Here is a 24,743-nt window from a genome sequence, read left to right on the forward strand (position 1 = left end):
ACAACAACTAGGGATCTGGATTCCCGCATGAAGGAGTTATGCAATGAAAACCATGAAAAGCAAATTAGCAGTAGCTTTAATGGCAGCTGGCCTAAGCTTTAGTGCAGCAGCAGCAGATATTACCGTTGGCTACGCAGCTGACCCAGTATCACTTGACCCGCACGAGCAGCTGTCTGGTGGCACACTGCAAATGTCTCACATGGTGTTTGACCCTCTAGTACGTTTCACTCAAGAGATGGATTTTGAAGGCCGCCTAGCATCTAGCTGGGAGCGTGTTGATGAAACGACTTTCCGCTTCAACCTACGTAAAGGTGTGAAATTCCACTCTGGTAACGAACTGACTGCTGATGATGTTGTGTGGACTTTTGAACGTCTACAAGCTTCTCCAGACTTTAAGTCTATCTTCACGCCATACGAAAAAATGGTAAAAGTGGATGACTACACAGTTGAGCTAGTATCGAAAGCGGCTTACCCACTAGTACTACAAACAGCAACTTACATCTTCCCAATGGACAGCAAGTTCTACTCTGGCCAAACAGCGGAAGGTAAAGACAAGTCTGAGCTAGTTAAGCACGGTAACTCGTTTGCTTCGACTAACGTTTCAGGTACTGGTCCTTTCATCGTAACGCAGCGTGAGCAAGGCGTTAAAGTAACGTTCGAACGTTTCAACGATTACTGGGATACAGAAACTGAAGGCAACGTAGACAAGCTAACACTTGTGCCAATCAAAGAAGACGCGACACGTGTTGCAGCACTTCTTTCTGGTGACGTTGATATGATTCACCCAGTAGCACCAAACGATCACAAGCGTGTTAAAAACGCTAAGAACATCGATCTAGTTACGCTACCTGGTACTCGTATCATCACGTTCCAAATGAACCAAAACAGCAACGAAGCTCTTAAAGATGTTCGCGTTCGTCAGGCGATTGTTCACGCAATCAACAACGAAGGTATCGTTAAGAAGATCATGAAAGGCTTCGCAACAGCAGCTGGTCAGCAAAGCCCAACAGGCTACGCGGGTCACAACGAAGACCTAGTTCCTCGTTACGATCTGAAAAAAGCGAAAGAGCTGATGAAAGAAGCGGGTTACGAAGATGGCTTTACGCTAACTATGATGGCTCCAAACAACCGTTACGTGAACGATGCGAAAGTAGCGCAAGCGTCTGCGGCAATGCTGTCTAAGATTGGTATCAAAGTTGATCTTAAGACTATGCCTAAAGCACAGTACTGGCCTGAGTTTGACCTATGTTCAGCAGACATGATGATGATCGGCTGGCACTCAGATACAGAAGATTCAGCTAACTTCAACGAGTTCCTAACTATGACTCGTAACGAAGAGACTGGTCGTGGTCAATACAACTGTTCTGGTTACTCAAACCCAGAAATGGATGCGATTGTAGAAGCTTCTAACACTGAAACTGACCCAGTTAAGCGTTCTGAAATGCTGAAAGGCGTTGAAGCAACACTTTACAACGACGCAGCATTCGTACCGCTACACTGGCAAAGTGAAGCTTGGGGCGCGAAGTCTAACGTAGGTGCAGCAGACGTAGTAAACCCAATGGTTATGCCTTACTTCGGCGACCTAGTTGTAAAATAATCTAGCTTGCTAGAATCGAGAGCCTGAAGCTTTTCAGGCTCTCAAAATTATTGAGAAATAGATTTAAGTTTCGGTATTTGGTCTTCCTTCAGTCTGGCTAAATACCTTTTTTAAGACTGAATTTTGTTATCTAGTCGCGGATTTCGACTAGATAGTCATGGATAGATAAGGGGCAAGGAATGGTTACGTTTCTGGTCAAGCGCCTGTTTCAGGCACTGATAGTGATGTTTGTGATCAGTTTGGTGGCGTTTGCCATTCAGGATAACCTGGGCGACCCGTTGCGTGAGTTAGTCGGTCAATCTGTTTCAGAATCGGAGCGTCAAGCGCTGCGTGATGAACTCGGCTTAAATGATCCCTTCATTACAAAATACACTCGCTTTGTGGGCGCTGCTCTACAAGGTGATCTTGGTACTTCATATTTTTTTAAACGCCCAGCTGTGGACGTAATCTTAGATAAACTCGTAGCAACGCTTGAACTTGTGTTTGGCGCTTCTTTGATCATTGTTTGTTTGTCGATTCCACTTGGCGTTTATTCTGCAATACACCCAAAAAGCTTCTTCACTAAACTGGTGATGGCGGGCAGTAGTATCGGCATTTCTGTGCCTGTTTTCTTAACCGCAATCATGTTGATGTATGTATTCTCTATTGAGTTAGGTTGGCTGCCGTCGTTTGGACGCGGTGAGACCGCAAACTGGTTTGGTTGGGAGTCTGGCTTCTTAACGATAGATGGCCTTGCGCACTTAGTGCTGCCGAGTATTGCTCTAGCATCTATCATGCTGCCTCTGTTCATTCGTCTAGTGCGTTCTGAAATGCTAGAGGTTCTTAGCTCTGAATACATCAAGTTTGGTAAAGCGAAAGGCCTAGCGCTGAACAAGATTTACTACCAACACGCTTTGAAGAACACAATGCTACCTGTACTAACGGTAGGTGGCGTTCAAATCGGTACTATGGTGGCTTACACCATTCTTACTGAAACTGTATTCCAGTGGCCGGGTACCGGCTTCCTATTCCTTGAAGCGATTAACCGAGTGGATACTCCACTGATTACCGCATACGTTATCTTCGTAGGTCTTATCTTCGTAGTAACGAACACCATTGTTGACCTGCTTTACGGCATCATTAACCCAACAGTGAACATCACAGGGAAAGGAGCATAATCATGGAACAAACAACAACAGCTCCATCTCGTTGGGAGCGATTCAAGCAGTCAGACATTCTGTACTACTTCTTACGCGACAAAGTGGCAATGGTCAGCTTTGCTATCTTTGCTGCATTCTTAGTGATGGCTCTCGCGGCACCGATTTTAGCGCCAACAGACCCGTACGACGTGACGTCTATCGACATCATGGATTCAGAGCTGCCACCATCTTGGATGGAAGACGGCGAAGAGCGTTTCTTACTGGGTACTGATGAGCAAGGTCGTGACATCCTATCGACGATGCTTTACGGCTCTCGTCTTTCATTGACGATTGGTTTCTTAGCGGTTGGCCTTCAGCTGACTCTAGGTATCATCATTGGTCTGTCTGCGGGTTACTTCGGTGGCCGTATCGATAGCTTCTTGATGCGTTTTGCCGATGTTCAGCTTTCGTTCTCAACCATGATGGTAGCGATTATTGTCTCGGCTATCTTTAAGGCAAGTTTCGGCAGTGACTTCTACGCGCAATATGCCGTTGTTATGCTGGTGGTGATCATCGGTATTGCCGAATGGCCTCAGTATGCGCGTACAATTCGTGCATCGGTATTGGCAGAGAAGAAGAAAGAGTATGTAGAAGCGGCTCGTGTGATGGGCTTCAGAGCGCCTCGCATCATGTTCCGTCATATTCTGCCTAACTGTTTATCACCGATTTTGGTTATCTCTACGGTACAGGTGGCAAATGCCATCATGTCAGAGGCGGCACTTTCTTTCCTTGGCTTAGGTCTTCCGGTAGACCAACCATCACTAGGTGCCCTGATCAGTACTGGTTTTAACTACATTTTCTCTGGAGCATGGTGGATCACAGCATTCCCAGGTGTGCTTTTGGTAACATTAGTTCTAGTTATTAACCTACTAGGCGACTGGTTACGTGACGTGTTTAACCCTAAAATTTATAAAGGGTGATAGCGCGGTTTGATTTTTAGAAAAAAAAGTCACTAAACTAAGAGCCGTAAGCAATTACGGCTCTTTTTTTGCTTAATGGATCTGGAACTTAGTATCATTGATACTGTCAATAATACTTAAAATGGAATTCATGTTTTATCGACATTGATTCGGTAATAATTAACCCGTAAGGGTTTAAGTGGTGGTTATGAAATTGACAATGAATGCTGTATGTCGTGCTGTGATGAGAAATTATCGTATGGGGCTTATCGCTGCATCCCTTTTGGTATCGAGCCAAGTTAGTGCAGAATCGGTTCTATGTGATGCAACTCAGGCAAGCACCAATCAATTACCACAGCTAGAGCAGTCATGTCCGATTGGTAAAGGTGTTTGGGGCAGTAAGGCACCTAAACGTCATTCAGACAACGAACTGTTCTGGGTTCAATGTGGCCTGCTGAACAAGCCTTTGTCACTGAGCCGTGCAAAACCTCTATATGAAAAGATCTCGACTAATGTTTGGATGAAGCCTGAAGGTGGTGACTACCGTTGCTTAATCGGCCCTTACTCTACCTTCTCTGATGCGAGAAAAGACTTAGCTCAAGTACGTAAGGTACCTGGTTATGGTGAAGCTTTTATTCGTATGGTTGATAAGTCGAAAACTTCATCACAACCTATCGTTGCAAAAGCAGCAGCACCTAAAGCCGTCGAATCCAAAGCGGTTAAGCCTAAAGCTCCGGCAAAGCCAAAACCAGTCGCTAAGCCAGCACCGAAACCTGTTGTTGCAGCTCAAGCGGCAACCAGCGCTGCTGCAATTCAAGCCTTCCCAAGTAGTGGCACAAGTTCAGACAACGATCTTGATATCGAAATTCGTGTGACGGCCAATGTTGCAGGCTCTCAATATGCGATCCCTTACCTTCTTGAACACCAACAACAGTTTTATATGGAACAAGGCAAGCCTTGGAGTCGCCTAGATTACGCTAGCGCTGAGTTAGTGTGTAAGCAGGTCAACATGAAGCTGATGACTGAAAAGCAGTGGCAGAGCATCTTAGGTTCGAAGGTAATGGAGAAACAGAATTGGCCAATGCACCTACCTTATTGGGGCGCAGGTAAGAAAGGTCTGTTTACCAACGGTAACGTAAACCAATTGAAAGGGTCTTCACTGCTTAACGTGATGTGTGTGAAGTAACTCCGACATGCAGTAATACCAAACAAGCCTCAGCCATCGCTGGGGCTTTGTTGTTTTTAGATCTTTCTTTTTCAATGTTGGTCTAAGTTATTGATGTTCAATTCTTCAAAACGAATTTGATTAAATATCGTTAGAAATTGTTCAAATAGAGCCGTTGATGCGTAGAAAACCATAACTCAAACAATAAGGTGATTGAGATTATGAGTTTGAAAAAACGATTAGAAGACGTGGCTCCGCGCTTCGAAGCGGGTGGCAAGTACGAAAAGCTCTACCCTGTGTATGAGGCTTTTGCGACCATCTTTTACACGCCCGGGAACGTGAACCGCGGCATAACCCATGTTCGAGACAGTATAGATCTCAAACGCATCATGATTCTGGTGTGGCTAGCAACTTTTCCCGCAATGTTCTGGGGTATGTATAACGTAGGTCATCAAGCCGTGATGGGTTTGACTGCTACCTATTCTGGCGCTGAACTTACCTCCATCATCGACAGCAGTTGGCGCTTATCGTGGGCGTTTGGTAGTGCTGAAGCGTTAGTTTCCAGTGGTTGGGGAAGCCAGATGTTTCTCGGTGCTCTCTACTTTGTTCCTGTTTATGCCACAGTGTTTGTGGTTGGTGGCTTCTGGGAAGTCTTATTTGCAGTTGTGCGAAAGCACGAGGTTAATGAAGGCTTCTTTGTTAGCTCGGTTCTCTTTGCATTAATTCTTCCGCCAACGATTCCGCTATGGCAAGCAGCTCTAGGTATCACCTTCGGTATTGTCGTTGCCAAGGAGTTGTTTGGTGGTACTGGGCGAAACTTCCTTAACCCTGCGCTCGCAGGTCGAGCATTTCTTTACTTCGCTTATCCTGCCAACATGTCGGGTGGCTTAGTATGGGTTGCCGCTGACGGCTATTCAGGAGCGACACCGCTTAGCCAATGGTATGAAGGCGGTAGTTCGTCACTCATCAACAACATGACTGGTGAGGCGATCACTTGGATGGATGCCTTCATTGGTAATATTCCGGGCTCAATGGGCGAAGTGTCTTCACTGCTGATTATGTTGACCGGTGTAATTCTGATTGTGATGAAGATAGCGTCTTGGCGCATTGTAGCGGGTGTGATTGTCGGCCTTGTGGCGACATCGAGCTTGATGAACTGGATTGGTTCAGAGACTAATTCTATGTTTTCGATGCCGTTCTACTGGCACTTCGTGTTGGGTGGTGTGGCCTTTGGTACTTTCTTTATGGCAACCGATCCAGTTTCTGCCGCGTTTACCAATCAGAGTAAGTGGGCTTACGGGATCTTGATTGGTGTGATGACTGTCGGTATCCGAGTTCTCAATCCTGCTTATCCAGAGGGCATCATGCTCGCTATCTTGTTTGCTAACCTGTTTGCTCCGCTGTTCGACTTTGTCGTGAAAGAGCAAAACATCAAGCGAAGACAAAAACGCATAGCTCGATAAGAAATATGACCCCAAAGAAAAAGGCTTGCGGTAGTGCAAGCCTTTCCATTTTTATCACGATTGATTTGAAGTTGATTTAACTCCACTTCAAATCAATCTCGAACGGTTGTGTACTGCCGCAGTGCTCGCCACACATTTCGTCATAAGCGCTGTTATGAATGAGGGTTGCCGACGCCACACCTTGATCACTAAAGTGGTCACGTGCTTGATTAACACTCAAAAACTTCATTGGGTGCTGGTGGTCGTCCTTAATTAACTGCTTTTGCTCGCCAACGATTTGGTAAGCCAAGTAAATCCCGCCTTCAAATGATTCAATTAGTAGATTCATCACAAACTCCATTGCTGTTCTAGATAGGTGGATATTTGTGTTACGTCGAATCGAGAACCAAGGTTCAAAGCGAGCATAAAAAAAGCAGCCCCAAGGACTGCTTCTTAAAGTATCAACTAAAGGCGTTGATTAACGCATAGTTAGGGACTACCAACACAGGTGGTTTCTGAAATAAATCTGGAAAGGTTTAAATGATAAGGCGTGATAGTCTTTTCCAGAAAAACAGCTATCTTTCGCTATTTTTCCTAAAAATTGAGTTTAGATAGTATCTGTTTCCAGAAAAATATCGATGCATTAGCTATTTCTAATTCTCTTTTGGGGTTTTAAGGTTAGCTGCTTTTATCTGTGCTGTTAGCTTGTTTCTTTCTTCTTCATTCATCTTCGCAATCAAGCAAGCCAGTTCAGCTGAACTTTCATCCTCACAAAAAAAGTAATTTAAAGGCACACCCAGCTCGTTAGCCATTTTCTTCAATGTACTGATATCTGGCGTATGCTTTCCTTTCTCGTACTGATTCATTCGCGCACTAGCCGAACTTTCATCGATACCAATACGCACTCCCAATTCTTTTTGGGAGATCTTTGCTTTTTTGCGTACCTCTTTGAGCCGCATTGGAATAGGGTTGTCGATCGACATTTATGATTCATACTAATTGGCTCTATGTGACTAAGATTTTCTTAGTTTTACTGATTTCTGTATACTAAGCAATCCTTAGTATTTTGATTGGTATAACTGGTACATGAAACGTTCTATAAAAATCAGTGCAGTAATGCACAAGTTGTTGATTGAAAAAAGAATGGATGGTTTTTCTGTTATAGAGGCAAGGGATGTCTCATTAAATGATGGGTGTGCTACACAGAATCTTGATGAAGCTCGGAAGAAGGTTTATCGCCAAATATGGCAATATCAACAAAGGGGTTGGCTTCGAAGCGAGGGTGAAGGAAGGAACAAAAGGTATTTTCAAACCGAACAATTTATAGAACTTGAAGTGGTGCCTCGAAGAAAATCTGAACGTGAAGTTTCGGTAAAGCAATCTACATCGGATTACTCTGTGCTATTCCGAGAGAGCAACGAATACAAAGGTGAATTGGAGATCGTGCTTGGTGAAATAGATGAATACCATTCATTAAGGTGCCGCTTCCCTGAACTTGAGAGTCGGTTAGTTCCACTGTTACAGCAAGCAAGAGAACGTTCAGCACAATTGCTTGGGAAGATGAATGGGCTAGAGAATGTTCTTAAAACTCTATCTGAGAGCGACCAACCGTGTTAAGACAGTGGCAGGTAGAATGTTCTGAGAAAGCGTTACAGAAATTTAGGGAAAATCAACAGCACTTCTTCTGCCAAGCAACTCCTGGCGCTGGTAAAACTGTGCTCGCTGCAACAGTTGCATCAAGGTTGCTTAACGAAGGTCTGGTTGATCTTGTATTGTGCTTTTCTCCATCTTTAACGGTTTCTGATGGAATTAAAAGAACCTTTTCTCAGATTCTGAATTGCACTTTTAATGGTGGATTAGGCTCTATTGGGCAGTCGTTAACATATCAATCTATTCAATTCCTTAATGATGATTTTTGGAAGGCGTTACGTAACCATCGAGTATTTGTTGTATTTGATGAGATCCACCATTGCTCTGGGTCTGAACTTGAAAATGCGAACGTTTGGGGCCAGCAAGTACTTACTAAGATTCAAGGGCTCGCGACCTACACATTTGCTATGTCAGGTACTCCATGGCGTTCAGACTCTCTACCAATAGTAATGTCTGAATATAGTGACCCTGAAGGTCAAATCCTCGTTGATTATCAATACACCTTACAGCAAGCAATTGTCGATAAGGTTTGCCGATCTCCAAAGTTGGTGTTGGTTGATAACGAACATCTTTCAGTGACCAGTGATGAGAAAGTTGAATCGTTTTCTTCAATCTTAGAAATGCTTAAGCAAACAAAAACTTCATATCAAAGTGTCATACATAACCAAGAAGCTATGGAATACCTACTTGGGCTCGGTTGTAAAAAGCTCACAGAAATCCGCACCCAATCGCCAGGCGCAGGAGGTTTAGTTGTTGCTTCATCCGTTCAGCATGCAAAATCAATTCAGAAGATACTCGCTCAAAAGTACGATCAAACAGTCTCAATAGTTACTTACCGTCATGAAGAACCTTTAACTGAAATAGAACGTTATCGTCAAAGTGATGTTCAATGGATTGTCAGTGTAGGGATGATCAGTGAAGGTACAGATATTCCTAGACTTCAAGTTTGTTGTCATATGAGCTCTGTCAAAACTGAGCTCTATTTTAGACAAGTGCTTGGACGCATCCTTAGGGTAAATAGCGGCATAAACCAACAAGCGTGGCTATACACTTTTGCAGAGCAAAACCTTATAGAGTTTTCAGAGCGTATTGAGCAAGATATTCCTGACTCTTGTATGTTTGCGAAAATAGAGAGGTTGATAGAGTTTGAGTCAGAATCTCAACGTACTTGCCTAACTGGTCATGGTCTCTTAGAAGAACGAGAAGAAGTGAACTCAAAGTTGGTTTGGAGTAGCGCTATCAGCACCGAACTTAACTCAACCGGATCTCTTAGTACGCTCGATGAACTTCGATTGGGAGCTTTTAAGCAGCGCGTCATCTCAGCCTTTCTAGCCGCTTCGTAGTTTAAAAATGATCTATGCACTCTAGTTCAATGCTTATTTCAGTTACAATGCCGCCAACTAAATTATATGTAATTGAGCTCTCATGGTTGACCAGCACTTACAAGAACTAAATCGACAAGTATGGCAGATAGCAAATCATCTACGTGGTTACGTGCCTGAAGATAAATTTCGTGACTACATTTTAGGGTTGATTTTTTATAAGCACCTGTCAGATAAAATAAATTGTTACGCTAATGAATTGCTCTCAGAAGATGGGCTCCGTTTCACTCAAATTGATGAACAAAGTGAAGAGGGAAAAGAAGAGCTAGAGGCGCTTCGTGAAACAGCACTTCATGAGTTGGGTTATTTCTGTAAGCCTTCTCAACTGTTTCATGTACTAGCAGAAGCAGGCACGAAAGGTGACTTTATTCTTGCGAATGTTAATAAAGCCCTTCAGGACATTGAAAAGAGCACTGTTGGGACTATTAGTGAAGAAGACTTTTATGGTTTGTTTGATGGTTTAGATCTTACATCGACCCGTTTGGGGCGGACAGAACAGGATCGTAATGAACTGATTTCTTTAACTCTTGAGCATATAGGTAATATTAATTTCGAAAGTAGTGATTATGATGTTTTAGGAGATTCTTACGAATATTTGATAGGGATGCTTGCCGCTGGTTCAGGAAAAAAAGCTGGCGAGTTTTATACGCCACAGATGTTATCAAAATTAGTTGCTAAGGTAGCGACTATTGGGAATAACGATATAGATACTGTCTATGACCCGACTTGTGGCTCCGGTTCGTTACTTCTTAAAGCAGCTAAAGAGTCAAAAAACGTCGATGTAAGATGCTACGGGCAAGAGCAAAACCCTAAAACATATAATTTAGCGCGTATGAATATGATTATGCATGGGGTTGATTATAATCACTTTGATATTAAAAATGAGGATACTTTACATGCTCCACAGCATTTAGATCTCCGTTTTGATGTTATTGTTGCTAATCCTCCATTTTCGATGAACTGGTCGCCTACTTCCCTCCATATGCCGGACCCTCGCTTTTCTGAGCCTGGAAAACTAGCACCAAAAACTAAAGCAGACTACGCATTTATCCAGCATATGCTCTACCAGCTGAACGATACCGGCACAATGGCCGTAGTTGTACCTCATGGCGTATTGTTTAGGGGTGCGGCTGAAGGCGATATTCGTAAGTTCTTAATAAAGGATAAGAACTATCTGGATATGGTGATTGGTTTGCCTTCCAACATCGTTCTTGGGACGGGGATTTCCGTGTGTATTCTGGTTTTCAATAAAAGTAGAAAAGTCGATGATAACGTACTTTTTGTTGATGCGAGTCAGCATTTTGAGAAGGGAAAACATGCCAATTATCTTCGTGAAGAAGACTTACAGAGAATCCTTAACGCAGTTTCAAAGCGGGAGAATATAGACCAATTTTCCCATTTGGCTTCTATATCAGAGATTGCAGACCAAAATTACAACCTCAATATATCTAGATATGTTGATGCTTCACCTCAATCTGTTTACTTGCGAGGGCTCAAGGAGCAGTTACAGGAGTATGAAGCTTGTTTATTGCTTCCATATACTCTTCATTCTTTTCGTTATAGAAAAGATTCGGATAACCAAGATTTAGATAACACGCTTGTAATCTCTAAAACGGTTGGGAAGACAGTTAAGGTACATGCTAACTCTATGGAAGAGGCAAGAGATGGTGACTGTGTTTTCGTCTTTAACAGAAATAGAGTTGACTCATTGTATCTAGAACTGTTTTTTCGTTCTGAAGTCGGTCAAATGATTCTAATAGATTGCGCTGCTAAGGTGGGAGGCGCAATGAAAACTTTCAACTTAGAGTCTTTAAAGAGCAATTTGATAGCCTCTGTTCCTCCTTTAGAGGTTCAGAATACATGTGTTGAGTCCAATCAAGCTTTGAGTGCCATTTTGGAAAAGCTTGCTGAATATAAAGAAGATATCATCTTTAAACCTACGTTCTCTAAAGAATTACTAATTCGGTTAGATACCACCGCTCAGTATGTTGAAGAGGCAAACTATCAAGAGCAATTGTTACAGCTAATTCGGGTGGGTGAAAACTCAACAACAGAGTTCAAAGAAACTTTTTCATTGGATGTTAGGCAATGTAAAAACAATAAGGCATATAAGCCAATCAAAGAGTTAAAGTTAGAAATATCTTCTTTGAAAACGATAGCAGGTTTTTTGAATTCTAGTGGAGGGGTACTTTTCGTTGGAGTCGATGATGATCAGAAAATTACTGGGCTAGAGGAAGAGTTTTCAAGGTTCCACAGTGGCTCTGCGGATAAGTTTTTACTTCATTTCAAGAATAAGGTGAAGTCTCTGATAGGGGAGAGCTTCTATACATTTATTCAAATTGACCTTGAAATAATCAAAGAATCACCCGTCTTGGTGGTAAAATGCAGTCGAGCAAATCAACCTTGTTTTTTAGGTAAAGAAAATACGTTTTATGTAAGATCTCCGACAGGATCCACCGACCAGCTTAGTGGTCGAGAGATGTGGGATCACCTTAGAGTTCAATTTCAACAATCAAATTAGAGTTTCCCTAAATGGTCGAACAGCATCAACAAGAACTAAAGAAACAGCTTTGGAACATCGCGAACACTCTTCGTGGCAACATGTCTGCCGATGATTTCCGTGATTACATCCTTGGTCTAATCTTCTACAAATATCTTTCAGATAAGCTGAACCGCTATGCAGATGAATTGCTGTCAGAAGATGGTATTCAGTTCGCTCAAATCGATGAAAAGAGCGAAGAAGGTCAAGAATACTTAGAAGCGGTTCAAGAAGAAGCGCTAGATAAACTAGGGTATTTCTTCAAGCCATCAGAGCTGTTTCATGTGGTTGCTGAAGCTGGTGCTAATGGTGAGTTCATTCTTGACGATGTACGCGATGTTTTGAATGACATCGAGCAAAGCACGATGGGCGCAGACAGCGCGGATGACTTTAACGGCCTGTTTGATGAGCTCGACCTAACATCAAATAAGTTAGGCAAAACGCCAGATGCCCGTAATAAACTAATTGCTAAAGTGCTTGAGCACCTAGATAACATCGACTTCCACTTAGAAAATAGTGAGATTGATATTCTTGGTGATGCTTACGAGTATCTAATTGGTATGTTTGCCAGTGGAGCGGGTAAAAAAGCTGGCGAGTTTTATACGCCACAAATGGTTTCTAAGCTGCTCGCTAAGCTTGTAACACTTGATAACCCGAATTTAAAATCTGTTTATGACCCAACGTGTGGTTCTGGCTCATTACTATTGCGTGTTGCTAAAGAAGCCAACAACCCAGACTTAAAGTTCTACGGGCAAGAGCAAAACCCAAGTACTTATAACTTAGCTCGTATGAACATGATCATGCACGATGTTCATTACAATCGCTTCGACATTCAGAATGACGATACGTTAGAAGCTCCAGCGCATATTGAGCAACGCTTCAGCGCAGTAGTGGCTAACCCTCCATTCTCTGCTGGTTGGTCGGCGAACCCTCTACATCTGAACAATGAACGTTTTTCTGACTACGGTAAGTTAGCTCCGAAAGGTAAGGCTGATTTTGCCTTTGTTCAGCACATGGTTCATCAACTTGACGACGATGGCACGATGGCTGTGGTATTGCCTCACGGTGTGTTGTTCCGTGGCGCGACAGAAGGGCATATTCGGAAGCATCTAATCAAAGAGAAAAATTATTTAGATGCAGTAATTGGTTTGCCCTCGAAAATATTCTTCGGGACTGAGATACCAACATGTATTCTTTTACTGAAGAAAAATAGAAAAAATAAAGACAATATTTTGTTTATTGATGCCAGTCAACATTACCAAAAGAGTGTTAATGGTAACGCTATGCGTGACGTTGATGTAAATAAAATTCTTAAGGCGGTTGTGCAAAGAAAAGCCATAGATAAATATGCTTTTGTAGCAACAGAGTCTTTTTTAAAGGAAAATGATTACAACCTCAATATCCCACGCTACGTCGACACATTTGAAGAAAGCGATCCTGTTGATCTTGATTGCATTTCTAGGTTGCTAATTGAGAATGATAAAGCCATGAGTGCGACTGATGCAAAGATTGAGATGTTTTGTAATGAACTGGGACTTGTTACTCCCTTTGAGAGTGAGAAATGAGCCTATCTCAAGCACTAAGATTCCCTGAATTTGATTCGAGTGACTACCAAGCTTATAAAGTTTCAGATTTTTTAGAGCGATATGTAAAACCTGTATTACTTGAGGATGAGTGCGAATATACCGAAATTGGTATTCGTTCATGGGGCAAAGGAATTTTCTACAAAGAGCCATCCACCAAAGCTACTATCGGAAATAAAAGGGTGTTTTGGTTAGATTCTGATTTGTTCATTGTAAATATAGTTTTTGCTTGGGAGCAGGCTGTTGCTATTACAACGGTGTCGGAAGTTGGCAAAATTGCCTCTCATCGTTTTCCCATGTTCAGAGTTGACGCTGATAAAGCAAATGCTAAATACCTGCTTTATAAGTTTATGACTGGTAGAGGGAAGCAGTTGCTTGAGTTAGCCTCTCCTGGAGGAGCTGGGCGAAACAAAACTTTAGGGCAAAAAGAGTTTGAGAACTTGAAGGTAGTCTTACCTTCAGTTAAAGAGCAACAAAAAATTGCTGCTTTTATTGTAACTATAGACCGTAAAATTGACCAACTAAAAGAAAAGCATCGCCTACTTAAAGAATATCAGAAAGGTATGATGCAACAGGTTTTTACTCAGAAAGTACGCTTTACAGACCGAGATGGGAATGAGTTTCCGGAATGGACTGAAGTTCGTCTATCTAATGCTCTCGAAGAGCGAAAAGAAAAGACGACTACAGAAAATGAATATGAGGTACTAACTTCATCTCGAGGTGGCCTTATGAAGCAATCGGAATATTATGTTACGGGAAGAATCACTGAACGTTCTAACATTGGATATCATGTTCTCCCTGAAGGCTTCCTCACTTATCGTTCTCGTAGCGATGACCGCCTGTTTTTCTTTAACGAGAATGCTCTTGGGGTTACAGGAATAATTAGTCATTACTATCCAGTCTTCTCTATGAAAAATGGTCAGAACAAGTTTTTTGTATATTTAGCAAGGTATTATTCGAATGTGTTTGGTAAATATGCAGTTGGCACTTCTCAGGTAGTTCTGTCATTCAAGGCGTTAGGAGAGATTAAGCTTCCAATGCCAAGTGCTGATGAACAGAAGAAAATTACTCAGTTCCTCCAATCTATCGATCGCAAAATAGAAGGTGTTGCGAAACAAATAGAACAAACAGAGCGGTTCAAAACAGGCCTACTTCAGCAGATGTTTGTGTAACTCCTTTATGCATAGCCCTATCAGTTAGGGCTATGCATAAAGGTATCCAAGGAAATTAAATCGTCACATGGCTTATCAATCAGAACAACAACTAGAAGATAACTTAATTGCTCAGCTTGGCACTCAAGGCTTTGAGGCCGTTACGTTAAAAGATAATACAGCGCTTGAAGCGAACCTAAAGGCGCAACTTGAGAAAGTGAATGAATGTACGCTTTCAGACACTGAGTTTCGTCAGGTATTGGGTAAGCTAGAGAAGGGAAATATCTTCACCAAAGCAAAAACATTACGCGACCAGCTCGATGTTACCTTGGATGATGGAGATAGCCGACACCTTACGTTGTTGTTTGATGATGCCAGTAAAAACACCTTTCAGGTTGCCCAGCAAATTACGGTGAAGGGTATCTACACCAATCGTTATGACGTGACCATATTGGTAAATGGTCTTCCTTTATTACAGATCGAACTCAAACGACGAGGCACAGAGTTAAAAGAAGCGTTTAATCAAGTTAAACGCTATCAAAAGCACTCGTATCATGCCAACCACGGTCTGTTCAACTATATTCAACTGTTCGTGATTTCTAATGGGGTTAACACTCAATACTTCTCTAATAATAGCGAGATGTCCGCTAAGCAAACTTTTGATTGGACGGATTTTGATAATAAGAGAATCAGCCCGCTCCCGAGCTTTGCTAGTGCTTTCCTCACAACGTCGCACCTAACGGCCATGTTGACGAAATACATCGTTTTGAACGAGACAGGTAAGTTCTTAATGGTGCTACGCCCGTATCAGTTTTATGCAGTGGAAGAGATCATTAAGCAAGTCAAAACTACAGACTTGAACGGTTACATATGGCACACCACCGGTTCAGGTAAAACGTTGACGTCTTTTAAAGCTGCGCAGATTATGACTTCATTAAGTGAAGTCGATAAAGTCGTTTTTGTTGTTGACCGTAAAGATCTCGATTACCAAACAGCGTTAGAATTTAATGCCTTTGCCAAAGGTTGTGTCGATAGTACAGACAATACCAATATGCTGTTTCATCAGTTAATAGATAAGCCAATTAAAGGTAAAAAGATTAACGAAAACCGCAACAGCAAACTTGTCGTTACGACACTGCAAAAACTCAATAACGTGGTGACTAAAAAGCGCTACTTAAATGAGATGGAGGCGCTACAAGATAAACGTATTGTTTTTATCTTCGATGAGTGTCACCGCAGCCAGTTTGGTGATACGCACCAGAACATCACCGAGTTCTTCCAAGGCGCTCAGTTGTTTGGTTTTACGGGGACGCCAATCTTTGCCAAAAACGCAGTGGCTAAAAAGTCCATTAAGAAAACCACAAAAGACCTTTTTGACGAATGTTTACACCCTTATGTGATCGTTGATGCTATTCGTGACAATAACGTTCTGAAGTTTGCCATTGAGTATGTGGGGCGCTATCAGTACAAAGATGGCTCGAACAACAACCTTGATATTGAAGTAGAAGATATCGACACCAAAGAGCTTCTAAGCTCTCCTGCGCGTCTTGATAAGATTACCGACTACATTATTGCTCATCACCGAAGAAAGACGCACAGTCGCGATTACAACGCGATGTTCTGTGTATCTGGTGTGCCTGAGTTGGTTCAGTACTATGAACTGCTTGCTAAGAAGAAAGCGGAAGGTAAGCACAACCTTAAAGTAGCGACCATCTTTAGCTATGAAGCCAATGAAGAGGAAGAGTACGAGCTAGGTAATGGTGATGCAGTAGAGGTTCAAGAAGCCGCAGCGAAGTATCTTAATGATGGTGACGCAGTAAAACTGCACAGCCGAGATAAGCTTGAGTCTTTCATCGGCGACTACAACAAGATGTTCGGCACAAGCTACACAACCAAAGATAGTGAGTCTTTCTATAACTACTACAAGAACATCTCTAAACGAGTGAAAGCCAAAGAGATCGATATTCTTCTTGTCGTAAACATGTTCTTAACGGGTTTTGACGCTCCAAAACTTAATACGCTATATGTAGATAAGAACTTAAAGAATCACGGACTCATTCAAGCATTCTCTCGAACTAACCGCCTGTTAGATGAAACCAAATCTCACGGTAATGTGGTCTGTTTCCGCAACTTGAAGAAAGCAGCAGATGATGCCTTTACGTTGTTCTCTAACAAACAGCCGAATGAATCTATTGTTATACCGCCATTTGAAGATCTGTTAGCAGATTTTGATAAAGCTTATGAAGCGTTAATGGCAATTACGCCAACAGTTGATTCAGTTGATGATCTTCCTGATGAAGAGGCTCAGGCTCTGTTTGTTAGGCAGTTCCGCGAGTTGATGCGTCTTAAAAATATGCTGGGTAATTTCGCTGATTTCGATATGGACTCGACCGCAATGAGCGATCAAGAGTTTCAGGACTTCACCAGTAAATATGCCGACTTGAGCCGGCAGTTACGTGAGAATTCAACCAAAGAGAAAGTATCAATACTTGATGACGTCGACTTTGAACTTGAGTTGATGCACCGTGATGAAGTCAATGTTGGTTACATTCTTCACTTACTGCGTGAACTACATGAAGAAGAGAGTACTGACGAGAAAGAACGTAAGCGTCAGGTTATCGCGAACTTGATTGCCTCTGACCCTACGTTACTCAGCAAGAAAGCTCTGATCGAGAAGTTCATGAATGATCATCTTGACGGAATTCCTGCTCACGCTGATGTTGAAGAAGAGTTTGAATTCTTCTGGGAAAAAGAGAAGCGAGAAGCTCTAGAAAGCATGGCAACTGAAGAAAACCTAGATACAGATAAGTTAGAAATCTTGGTTAACCGTTATGAGCTTAGCGAAGAGATGCCACTACGTGATGACTTTGCAGGAACACTGCAAACCAAGCCTACGATACTGCAACGTAAAAAGATTGTTGGTCGGTTGACTGAGAAGTTTAAAGGGTTTGTCGATACGTTTATTGGTGGGTTTTAGATATGACGGAAACAATAAAAGATATTTTGGGATCGATTACCAATAACATCAATAGTCGCTTAGCTAGTCCATTTTTCGGTGCCTTTTTGGTGTCTTGGGTACTATGTAATTGGGATAAATTAGCTTTGCTTTTCTTTGGAATGCAAAGTGTAGACTCTCGTATATCAGTGTTTCAAGATTCAATTGCATGGATTTCTATCGGGCATGAAAATTCCGTCAGCACAATATGGTGGCCGTTAGCTATCTCAAGTATCTATATGTTTTTAAGTCCTTATTTACATATAGCTATCCAACAGGTTCAAAAGCACAGTGCAGGTTTGAGGTATTCTCTGACTGTTGATCAGGATGTCGATAAAGAAGATGCTAGGGGGCGTTTAGTTAAGGCCAAAGCAAAAGCCAATTTACAGAACAAAGTTGCGGAAGATGAAGTTCGTGCTGAGATAGAAAACTCAGTTGCGGAGACCAAAAAATTGCAAGAAGGTGCAGCCGCCACAGAAGCTAGAAAGAACCTCATTCAAGAGAAGTACCTTGAGGCACAAGAAAAAGTTAAGGAACTGAAGTTAGCCAATGAGGTGTTGGCTCGAAAAGAAGCTAAAAAGCTTCAAGATGCAGAGAAGGCGACATTCGCTTTCGATAAATCGAAAGCTGAGCATGAAAATGAACTTCTTACTCTGCAACTCCCTCTAGCTTACCAATATATGAATACTCTTTCGGATAGCTTGAATGATGATGAAAAGCGGTACTCGTTATTCCATTTGTCAGAAATCATAGCTGCAACCTTCGGCTACCAAAGTTTTGAACAATTGATCAAAGATGAATCATTCACAGCCAAGAATATAAAAAAGATAAAGTACCTCTCTTACGATTCGGAAACTTTATTTGATTGCTTGAACGATGTGATTGAATCTGAAAATGAAGATCACTATGACTCAAGTTGGTTGTTCGAGCATATCCAAATGACTTTGGATCAGTATTCATTACAGCTCCAAGATTTAGACAGTGTGGCTGAAGAAGCAATTGAGGAGCTTTGGGATACTGTATATTCAGAAATGATAGAGGCTGATGCCGTTAACTCAGAGATGGCGATAACCAATGCTCATTTTGACGACGTTGATGATCTACATAAAGTCTCGCACCGGTGGGTATCCGGAGATGGACTCTACATTAAGTACTCTTGTACTCTTTCAGGCTCAAATGACCCAGATAAAATGTTTTATGGGGATACAATCTACGTGGATTTTGAAGTTAAGCACCCGCTTGTGATTGGTGAGTCGGGACTTGGAGGGTATGAAATGTATGATGTTAAAGCTCGGGGGAAAGATTATTCCGATGAAAGTGATTGGGAGCATCTTAAGTTAGACAATAAACCTGCTGAAGCCAGTGCAGAGTTTTAGCGAGTAATTAAAGGTGTAAGTGCTGTTTATTAGTGTTCGGGTTGGATTCAGAATGCCATTGAGTTACTTTTTGTGAGGATGCTGACTCCGCAGAGCTTACTTGTTTGATAGAACATTTGAGTGAGGTCGACAAGAAAAACCTTATCGACCACATTAAGAGAAAGCTTTAAATATCCCTCAACTCAACGATTACTTAATCGAAACAACCTTACTTCGCTTTAGTTGAGCTAACTCTTCACGTAATTGGGAATTTTCAAACTCCAAATCTTCTATATGAGCCAATGCTTGAACCAACTTGTCGTTAAGGTGGTGCTGTGAAGCTGCAAACAGTGCTAATTTATCTCTCTCAGCCTTATACTTGGCCTTAAAGTTTTCCTTGATACGTTTCTGTTCGCTTAGTTTTACTCGTACCGTCTGGATCTCTGGCTGGATGATTTCACCTTTGCCTGCCGCAACTTTAGCTTTACTTTGTTTAACCTTTTCTACAAATTCTGGGTAGTAATAGCCGCTGCCATTACCTAGGTTAGCTTCTTCCTCAACAGCTCTCACACTGAGCTTACGGTGAGCCGGTATACGCTTGGGCTTTCCTTGAGCTATTCGGTCTAAAGCGGCCTCTAGCGCAAGGAGTGTATTTTCACCTTTCCCCATCCTTAAATCACCCTCACGGTTAGTTCTGCTTCAAAGGCCGTAAATGCCATCCCAAAGTCTCGCATCACGTTTTCTGCCGCCCTAATTTGCGTAATATAGTGGCTTCTGTCTGTTACCGAGATATCTTCACCCAACGCCATGTAAGCCGATAATCTGCGATGTTTTTTCTGCCACCATTTCGCCTGTTGTTCATCAATAATGCTGCTGCCAGAGTCGCAATCTACGCAAAATTGAGGGGCAATTACACCATCCATATCGCAGTCATACCCGCTTTTGCAGTAGCTATGCATTGAGCCATGAAGTGTTAATTTGCCCTCTTGTACGGCTTTATAGATAACATCCCATGAGCTATAAATGCTCGGCACATCCCCTCGCATTTTCATTATCGCTTTGCCATGAGTGCCTGATAGCGTTTCGTCAGAGTGCCACTGTTTGAATATTTTGTTGGCAGTAGTTTCAGCATTAATCTCTTCGAGTGCTTGTTGTATTTTGGTATCCACTTTTAAATCATGCAAGCTTGCTAGCCTACCACCGTTGGTGTACCACTCTGTCATTGAAAGATACAGGTGTTTAAATTGTTGCTTGAGTGCAACCAATGTCCCTAAGCGATTTTTGATGCAATAAAATGCGAGGCTACGTCTAAACTGGTGAGAACTCAAAGGCCAACGTTTATCGACAATAACGAACTTCTTAATTTTATCTAATGAGCGAGGGTTAGATTCTAAGCATTCTTGATAGTCTTTTTCTGTGACTACGAAATTAAAGTGCTGACAAAAGCGCTTTAATCGTTCATTCCAGTCAGTTATTAGTCTTGGTGGTACTGAACGAGCACCTTGATTTACCCATAATGAATCTGTGTATTTTTTATCGGGATATGCAACTTTATTTCTCCATCGTTTTGTTAGAGTAGCCATTAAGTCAATTGCTGTTTTGGAAGAAGGTGCTGTCACCCATGTTTCACGTTTTTCTCCTAGCTTAAAGGTATGAGATTGAAGCATATGGTGAACACGACCACTCAGAGTATCTTTGTAATAGCTGTTTGTTGTGAGTTTATCAAGCTCTGAATCTCGCATCCCACTGAAGCCACCGCACACAATATAACTGGCAGTAATTAGTAGTCCAAGGTAGCGCTTAAATTCTGTAGCATTGCTAAGTGAAATATCAGGAAGCATCTCTGCTAGCGGAACAATAAGAGAGCTAGATTTGTAAAATCGACTATCTTGAATGGCTGTAGTGTATTTTCGGTTATTAATACTTCCATCGTTATTCATAAAGGTAAAAGAATGACCTTGCTTGATTTTTTCGTCTAAAATCTTCTTAGCCTCCATATAGTTATCTTGTAGCGCATTCTCAGTATCTGCTATTAATTGAGCATGAGGCAAAGCTCTTTCAATTAGTGCTATCGCTTTGCCGTAGATGGCATTGCATAAACGATCAGGAATAACTAAGGTTTGTTGTTCATCCTTATCACTTAGTCTTTTAGCTTCTTTATTTGACTTTAATGGTTCGATACCTAGCGCTACTTTATGCCAACCTGAATTATTTATTACTCCATTAATAGCAACAAATATTTTTTCAAGAGTGTTTTGAGCGAAGCCTAGTTTTTGAAGTTTATTATCGAGTTTTAGCTTGAGTGATGCGGAGGATAAGCTTGCTAGCGATGTTTGTCTTTGATGCATCAAGAACAGATAAACATTTTTCATTTGTGATAGTCGAGCATGTGCGCCTGAGAACTTCAGAGCTTTTCTTTTTTTCGGACTGATATTAAAAAGCCAACCAAAGGTGAATACCTTGAGTTCACGTTGCAGTTCAGGCGATGAATCAAGGTATGAGAAATTAAGATTATTCTTCACTTTTTTACGGGAGAAAGGAAAGCAGTCCCAGTCACTCTGACCAAAAGTGGCTGTTACGTTACCTTCCTTATCTTTGCAAATGACAACGGCATCGAGTTCTTCAAATCGTTTTTCGTGATATAGAGTAACGATATCTACAACTTGCACTTTATGTTCTTCAGGGAAATCCGCAGTATATAAGTGTTCAGTATTCATTATGATAACTCCTGAGAATGCGGTGGAATTAAGCCAACAACTGAATCTGCATCATCCCAAATAGGGTGATAACCCTCATCATGAAGCTTGGCTTCCGCTTGCTTAAGTATTTTTTTGTTGATGTTAGGTAAGATTTTTTCTTCTATGAACGTCACGATGTTTTCAAAGTTTTGGCGGTAGTGGTTGGCATCAAGGTGTAGGTAAAGAGACTCTTCAATACAGGCTTTAAAACTAAGTAGACACCAAATATCTGAAAGTGATTGAACAATGACTTGGCTTGGACAACCGAAGCAACCGAGTAAATCAGCACAAGCTAACTTTTCATCTTCACTCAATAGCCCTTGTTTCATGGCTTTCTTGGTGTATTTCTGGGACTTATCGCCAAAAGGAGTGGCACAGCTTCCTCCGCTGGGAGTGCGACTTAAATCGGGTAAATTGATTTTGTTTTCTTCTTCAATGACCAAAACATCTATGCCTAAGCTAGCCTGTGCTTGCTTGGTGTTAATTCCTTTTTTAACCTCTTCTTCACGAATAGCCATAGCATCTTGCATCATGCCGTTATTGGTTAATTTATTTCCTTCGCTATAGTTTCTCCTTCTTGAATTAGGAGTATTACTTAGCATGATGTCATTCATCATTTCACCTTGATGAAAAGCAGTAATTTGAGCGCCTGTTTCACGAAATCGACTGATGGTTGGGCGTAATTTTCTTCCTGTTTGGTCGGTGAAGGTAAAGTGCTTTTCAACCCAACGTTTTAAGAAAGCTTGGAGTATTCCTTTTTTCATCGGTACTGCTTCTTGAACTGCTACTGTCTGAAGCAATGTTGCCTTTTTTTTCGTTGATATTAGGCGTGAAGCATTAAGCAGTTTTTCGAAAAAACTCATAGCATATTTAGGGATATCAAGACCATGCTCACCCACTTCAACTTGAATTGTTTTGAATGCTCTGCGTTTAAAAGCAGGCATGGTGTACCACGTTTCCTCAATGGATGTTGAAGCACTAACAGGCTGTGGTAGTTGAAATAAGTCACTGGTATTGGCATAGGTGTAATAAGATAAGAGGTATGTCCCTGCGCACATCATTTTTGTTATACCACCACATAACTTATAGACCTGACCTTGCCACTCAAATGTCATGGAAGGGCGATTTTTATAAGCTTTGATATGTATCTCTGGTGATTCAATAAATTGACTATAGGTTTGTTTGAATAGACTACGCAAGAAAGGAAGCAGTTGATTTAAATCACTACGAGTATAAGCCTCGAAAGATTCTTGATCGCTTCTATCTGTTATCGCTATGTTATTGAAATAACTTGATGGTAAATCTAAAAAATCACGAAATGAGACTAATAAGTTCGAGTGGGTTGTAACATAGGTAGAGCTTTTTATTTCCCCTAACATTACTCTAGCGTGTTGATGCTTCATATAGGCTTCTAGCGAACGTTGTGTAAAGGAAGTTGTATGGTTTGAATCACACCAACGAAGGTATTGAGAAATTCGAGAGAAATAATGATATAGAGTATTATGACTTTCACCTTCCGCTATTTTTTCACTAAAATGCTCTTTAATTTGAAGAATAAAACCTTCACGATTCGCATCCTCAAACTGACCACCTTGCTGTAATTGTTTGGTAGCAGGAAGGTGCTTAACCAGAAAACGATTAAAGTCAGCAAGATGGTTATCTGTTGTATTTAGTTGAAAGCAAAGCTCTGGCTTCCAACCATGTAGATAAGAAACATTACTCATCCTCACCTCCAAGCGCTTCGTGCATTATGCTATCTAAAATGCCAAATTTAACTTTAAACGCTTCTTTGCGTTGCAAGTAACGCAGATACTTCCAAGTGGTTGATTCATTTCTATGTCCCATCCACCCCATGAGAAGTTCCATACACTCCATTGGTGATAAACCTGCTCCAAGTAGGTCATTTAATCGATATGTGCCATAGGTAGAGCGCAAGTCGTGAAAACGATGTGTGAACTCAGGGTGTGTTTTTTTGATATATGTTCTTAGCTCTGTCCACCTTGCTTCAATAGATTTAGCGGTTACAGGATTGCCTTGTTCACTAACAAAAAGTGGCTCATGGCGTTCGCATAGCTCAAGCCTTTCAATTGCATTCTTTTTTAATGAAACGGTATTCTCTGGCAGTTCGTCTAGTTTGATATTGAGTTTATTCACTCGTTTTATTCTGCGCTCAGAGGTGCGGTATTCATTTAGCGATGCTAATAATTCTGCTGAGATTTCTACACGTCTTTGTTTTAAATATTTGGTTTGCACGCCTGTTGATTGAGGGGATAAAACTATTTCGTAACGATGCTCGCTTTCAGCAAGAAGGGTTGCGGTATCAAGAGCATCAAGGGAAAGTGTTGCGACCTCTTGAATGCGCATTCCCGTATCAATAGATATTAACACTTGAAAGCGTAATTCTTCGGATGCGCTAGGTAGGTGCTGTGTCAGGATATTTAGTGATTCACGAGTGAGTGGTGATAAAGGTCGAATGTTATTACTGCTGGTGTCCTTCGGTATTTTTATTCGCAAGTCGCTTGTTTCAACGGTGAACGTTGGTGATATGTGAGCCAGCATTCCAGTCTTTTGGACGGATACAAACTCCATCTTAAACGGTGCTTCCTTTTCATTCTTTACGCGTAAGTAACCATCATGCATTAGCCACTTATAGTAATTGACGATTTGGTTCATACGAACACTGGCAGTGCTGTGTGCCAATTCACCATTCTTGATTTTTTTTAATAAGTGAGAGCGAAAAAGGTAAGTGGGTTTGAGCCTCTTGACTGGCGGAAACTTATCCCATGCCAAATCATTGTCTTCAATAAATTGATAATAAGCGTGTAGAGCTTGAGCGCAAGGTGATAGGTCTCGTGCGGTTTTTACCGTTTTTAGATAGAAAAGGTAGCTATTAGCTTCATGGTTAAAGATGCCTTCTTTTGTAAATAGAGTCGGCAAGGAACCAATATTGTTTTTGAGGGGAGAGCAGTGGAGAACTCCATTGCTTGATGTGTGTAACTTTGTTTCTTTGAAAATATCGCTTGAATGTATGAGTGATGACATAAATATACCTAGAAAAGATCACTGGCA

General features: G+C 41.5%; 18 protein-coding genes. 12 read left to right on the plus strand and 6 right to left on the minus strand.

Annotation, left to right across the window (positions count from 1 at the left end; genetic code table 11):
• The first annotated feature begins 43 nt into the window (after window positions 1-43).
• The 5 genes from ITG10_RS08105 to ITG10_RS08125 all read left to right on the plus strand — a co-directional run bounded on the left by ITG10_RS08105 (window position 44) and on the right by ITG10_RS08125 (window position 6,302).
• Window positions 44-1,597 carry an ABC transporter substrate-binding protein gene (locus ITG10_RS08105; RefSeq protein ID WP_017631993.1) on the plus strand — a complete coding sequence of 518 codons (1,554 nt, stop codon included), beginning with the start codon at window positions 44-46 and terminating at the stop codon, window positions 1,595-1,597.
• A gap of 179 nt (window positions 1,598-1,776) precedes the next feature.
• Complete coding sequence (locus ITG10_RS08110; protein WP_008218600.1) at window positions 1,777-2,754, plus strand: ABC transporter permease; 978 nt, start codon at window positions 1,777-1,779, stop codon at window positions 2,752-2,754.
• Between the two features lie 2 nt (window positions 2,755-2,756).
• A complete protein-coding gene (locus tag ITG10_RS08115; protein WP_017060135.1) occupies window positions 2,757-3,695 on the plus strand; it encodes an ABC transporter permease in 939 nt (312 codons plus the stop codon).
• A gap of 187 nt (window positions 3,696-3,882) precedes the next feature.
• Window positions 3,883-4,860, plus strand: coding sequence for an SPOR domain-containing protein (locus ITG10_RS08120; RefSeq protein WP_017631992.1), 978 nt, complete (start codon window positions 3,883-3,885; stop codon window positions 4,858-4,860).
• Window positions 4,861-5,060: 200 nt separating this feature from the next.
• Entirely contained in the window at window positions 5,061-6,302 is a 1,242-nt protein-coding gene (locus ITG10_RS08125; protein WP_017631991.1) for an NADH:ubiquinone reductase (Na(+)-transporting) subunit B, read from the plus strand.
• Window positions 6,303-6,378: 76 nt separating this feature from the next.
• Here ITG10_RS08125 and ITG10_RS08130 read toward each other — a convergent pair whose 3' ends face one another.
• Both ITG10_RS08130 and ITG10_RS08135 read right to left on the minus strand, forming a co-directional pair.
• Complete coding sequence (locus tag ITG10_RS08130; protein ID WP_017631990.1) at window positions 6,379-6,630, minus strand: DUF6482 family protein; 252 nt, start codon at window positions 6,628-6,630, stop codon at window positions 6,379-6,381.
• A gap of 304 nt (window positions 6,631-6,934) precedes the next feature.
• Complete coding sequence (locus ITG10_RS08135) at window positions 6,935-7,264, minus strand: helix-turn-helix transcriptional regulator (RefSeq protein WP_248386792.1); 330 nt, start codon at window positions 7,262-7,264, stop codon at window positions 6,935-6,937.
• Window positions 7,265-7,367: 103 nt separating this feature from the next.
• On the opposite strand from ITG10_RS08135, the gene ITG10_RS08140 reads away from it, so the two are divergent.
• From ITG10_RS08140 to ITG10_RS08170, 7 genes are all read left to right on the plus strand, one after another.
• Window positions 7,368-7,898, plus strand: a complete 531-nt coding sequence (locus tag ITG10_RS08140) for a hypothetical protein (protein ID WP_248386793.1) — start codon at window positions 7,368-7,370, stop codon at window positions 7,896-7,898.
• Window positions 7,892-9,274 carry a DEAD/DEAH box helicase family protein gene (locus ITG10_RS08145; RefSeq protein ID WP_248386794.1) on the plus strand — a complete coding sequence of 461 codons (1,383 nt, stop codon included), beginning with the start codon at window positions 7,892-7,894 and terminating at the stop codon, window positions 9,272-9,274. The genes ITG10_RS08140 and ITG10_RS08145 overlap by 7 nt, the downstream gene beginning before the upstream one ends.
• 82 nt (window positions 9,275-9,356) lie before the next feature.
• On the plus strand, window positions 9,357-11,834 hold the full coding sequence (locus ITG10_RS08150) for a type I restriction-modification system subunit M (protein ID WP_248386795.1): 2,478 nt from the start codon (window positions 9,357-9,359) through the stop codon (window positions 11,832-11,834).
• Window positions 11,835-11,845: 11 nt separating this feature from the next.
• Window positions 11,846-13,417 (plus strand): type I restriction-modification system subunit M, encoded by a 1,572-nt coding sequence (locus ITG10_RS08155; protein ID WP_248386796.1) that lies wholly within the window; start codon window positions 11,846-11,848, stop codon window positions 13,415-13,417.
• Window positions 13,414-14,607: a restriction endonuclease subunit S gene (locus ITG10_RS08160; protein WP_248386797.1), complete on the plus strand. Its 1,194-nt coding sequence runs from the start codon at window positions 13,414-13,416 to the stop codon at window positions 14,605-14,607. Before ITG10_RS08155 ends, ITG10_RS08160 begins: the two co-directional genes overlap by 4 nt.
• 67 nt (window positions 14,608-14,674) lie before the next feature.
• Window positions 14,675-17,563, plus strand: a complete 2,889-nt coding sequence (locus ITG10_RS08165) for a type I restriction endonuclease subunit R (RefSeq protein WP_248386798.1) — start codon at window positions 14,675-14,677, stop codon at window positions 17,561-17,563.
• Between the two features lie 2 nt (window positions 17,564-17,565).
• Window positions 17,566-18,957, plus strand: coding sequence for a hypothetical protein (locus ITG10_RS08170; RefSeq protein WP_248386799.1), 1,392 nt, complete (start codon window positions 17,566-17,568; stop codon window positions 18,955-18,957).
• Window positions 18,958-19,146: 189 nt separating this feature from the next.
• On the opposite strand, the gene ITG10_RS08175 is transcribed toward ITG10_RS08170, so the two are convergent.
• Genes ITG10_RS08175 through ITG10_RS08190 form a run of 4 tightly spaced genes read right to left on the minus strand, consistent with a single transcriptional unit; the run spans window position 19,147 to window position 24,716 of the window.
• Window positions 19,147-19,605 carry a hypothetical protein gene (locus ITG10_RS08175; RefSeq protein WP_248386800.1) on the minus strand — a complete coding sequence of 153 codons (459 nt, stop codon included), beginning with the start codon at window positions 19,603-19,605 and terminating at the stop codon, window positions 19,147-19,149.
• A gap of 2 nt (window positions 19,606-19,607) precedes the next feature.
• The gene (locus ITG10_RS08180) at window positions 19,608-21,653 is read right to left on the minus strand and encodes a hypothetical protein (RefSeq protein ID WP_248386801.1); all 2,046 of its coding nucleotides are present in this window, start codon (window positions 21,651-21,653) and stop codon (window positions 19,608-19,610) included.
• The gene (locus tag ITG10_RS08185; RefSeq protein ID WP_248386802.1) at window positions 21,653-23,398 is read right to left on the minus strand and encodes a phage integrase N-terminal SAM-like domain-containing protein; all 1,746 of its coding nucleotides are present in this window, start codon (window positions 23,396-23,398) and stop codon (window positions 21,653-21,655) included. The genes ITG10_RS08180 and ITG10_RS08185 overlap by 1 nt, the downstream gene beginning before the upstream one ends.
• Entirely contained in the window at window positions 23,391-24,716 is a 1,326-nt protein-coding gene (locus tag ITG10_RS08190; protein WP_248386804.1) for a site-specific integrase, read from the minus strand. Before ITG10_RS08190 ends, ITG10_RS08185 begins: the two co-directional genes overlap by 8 nt.
• Window positions 24,717-24,743 lie beyond the last annotated feature (27 nt).

The organism is Vibrio sp. ED004 (genome assembly GCF_023206395.1).
Lineage (GTDB): Bacteria > Pseudomonadota > Gammaproteobacteria > Enterobacterales > Vibrionaceae > Vibrio.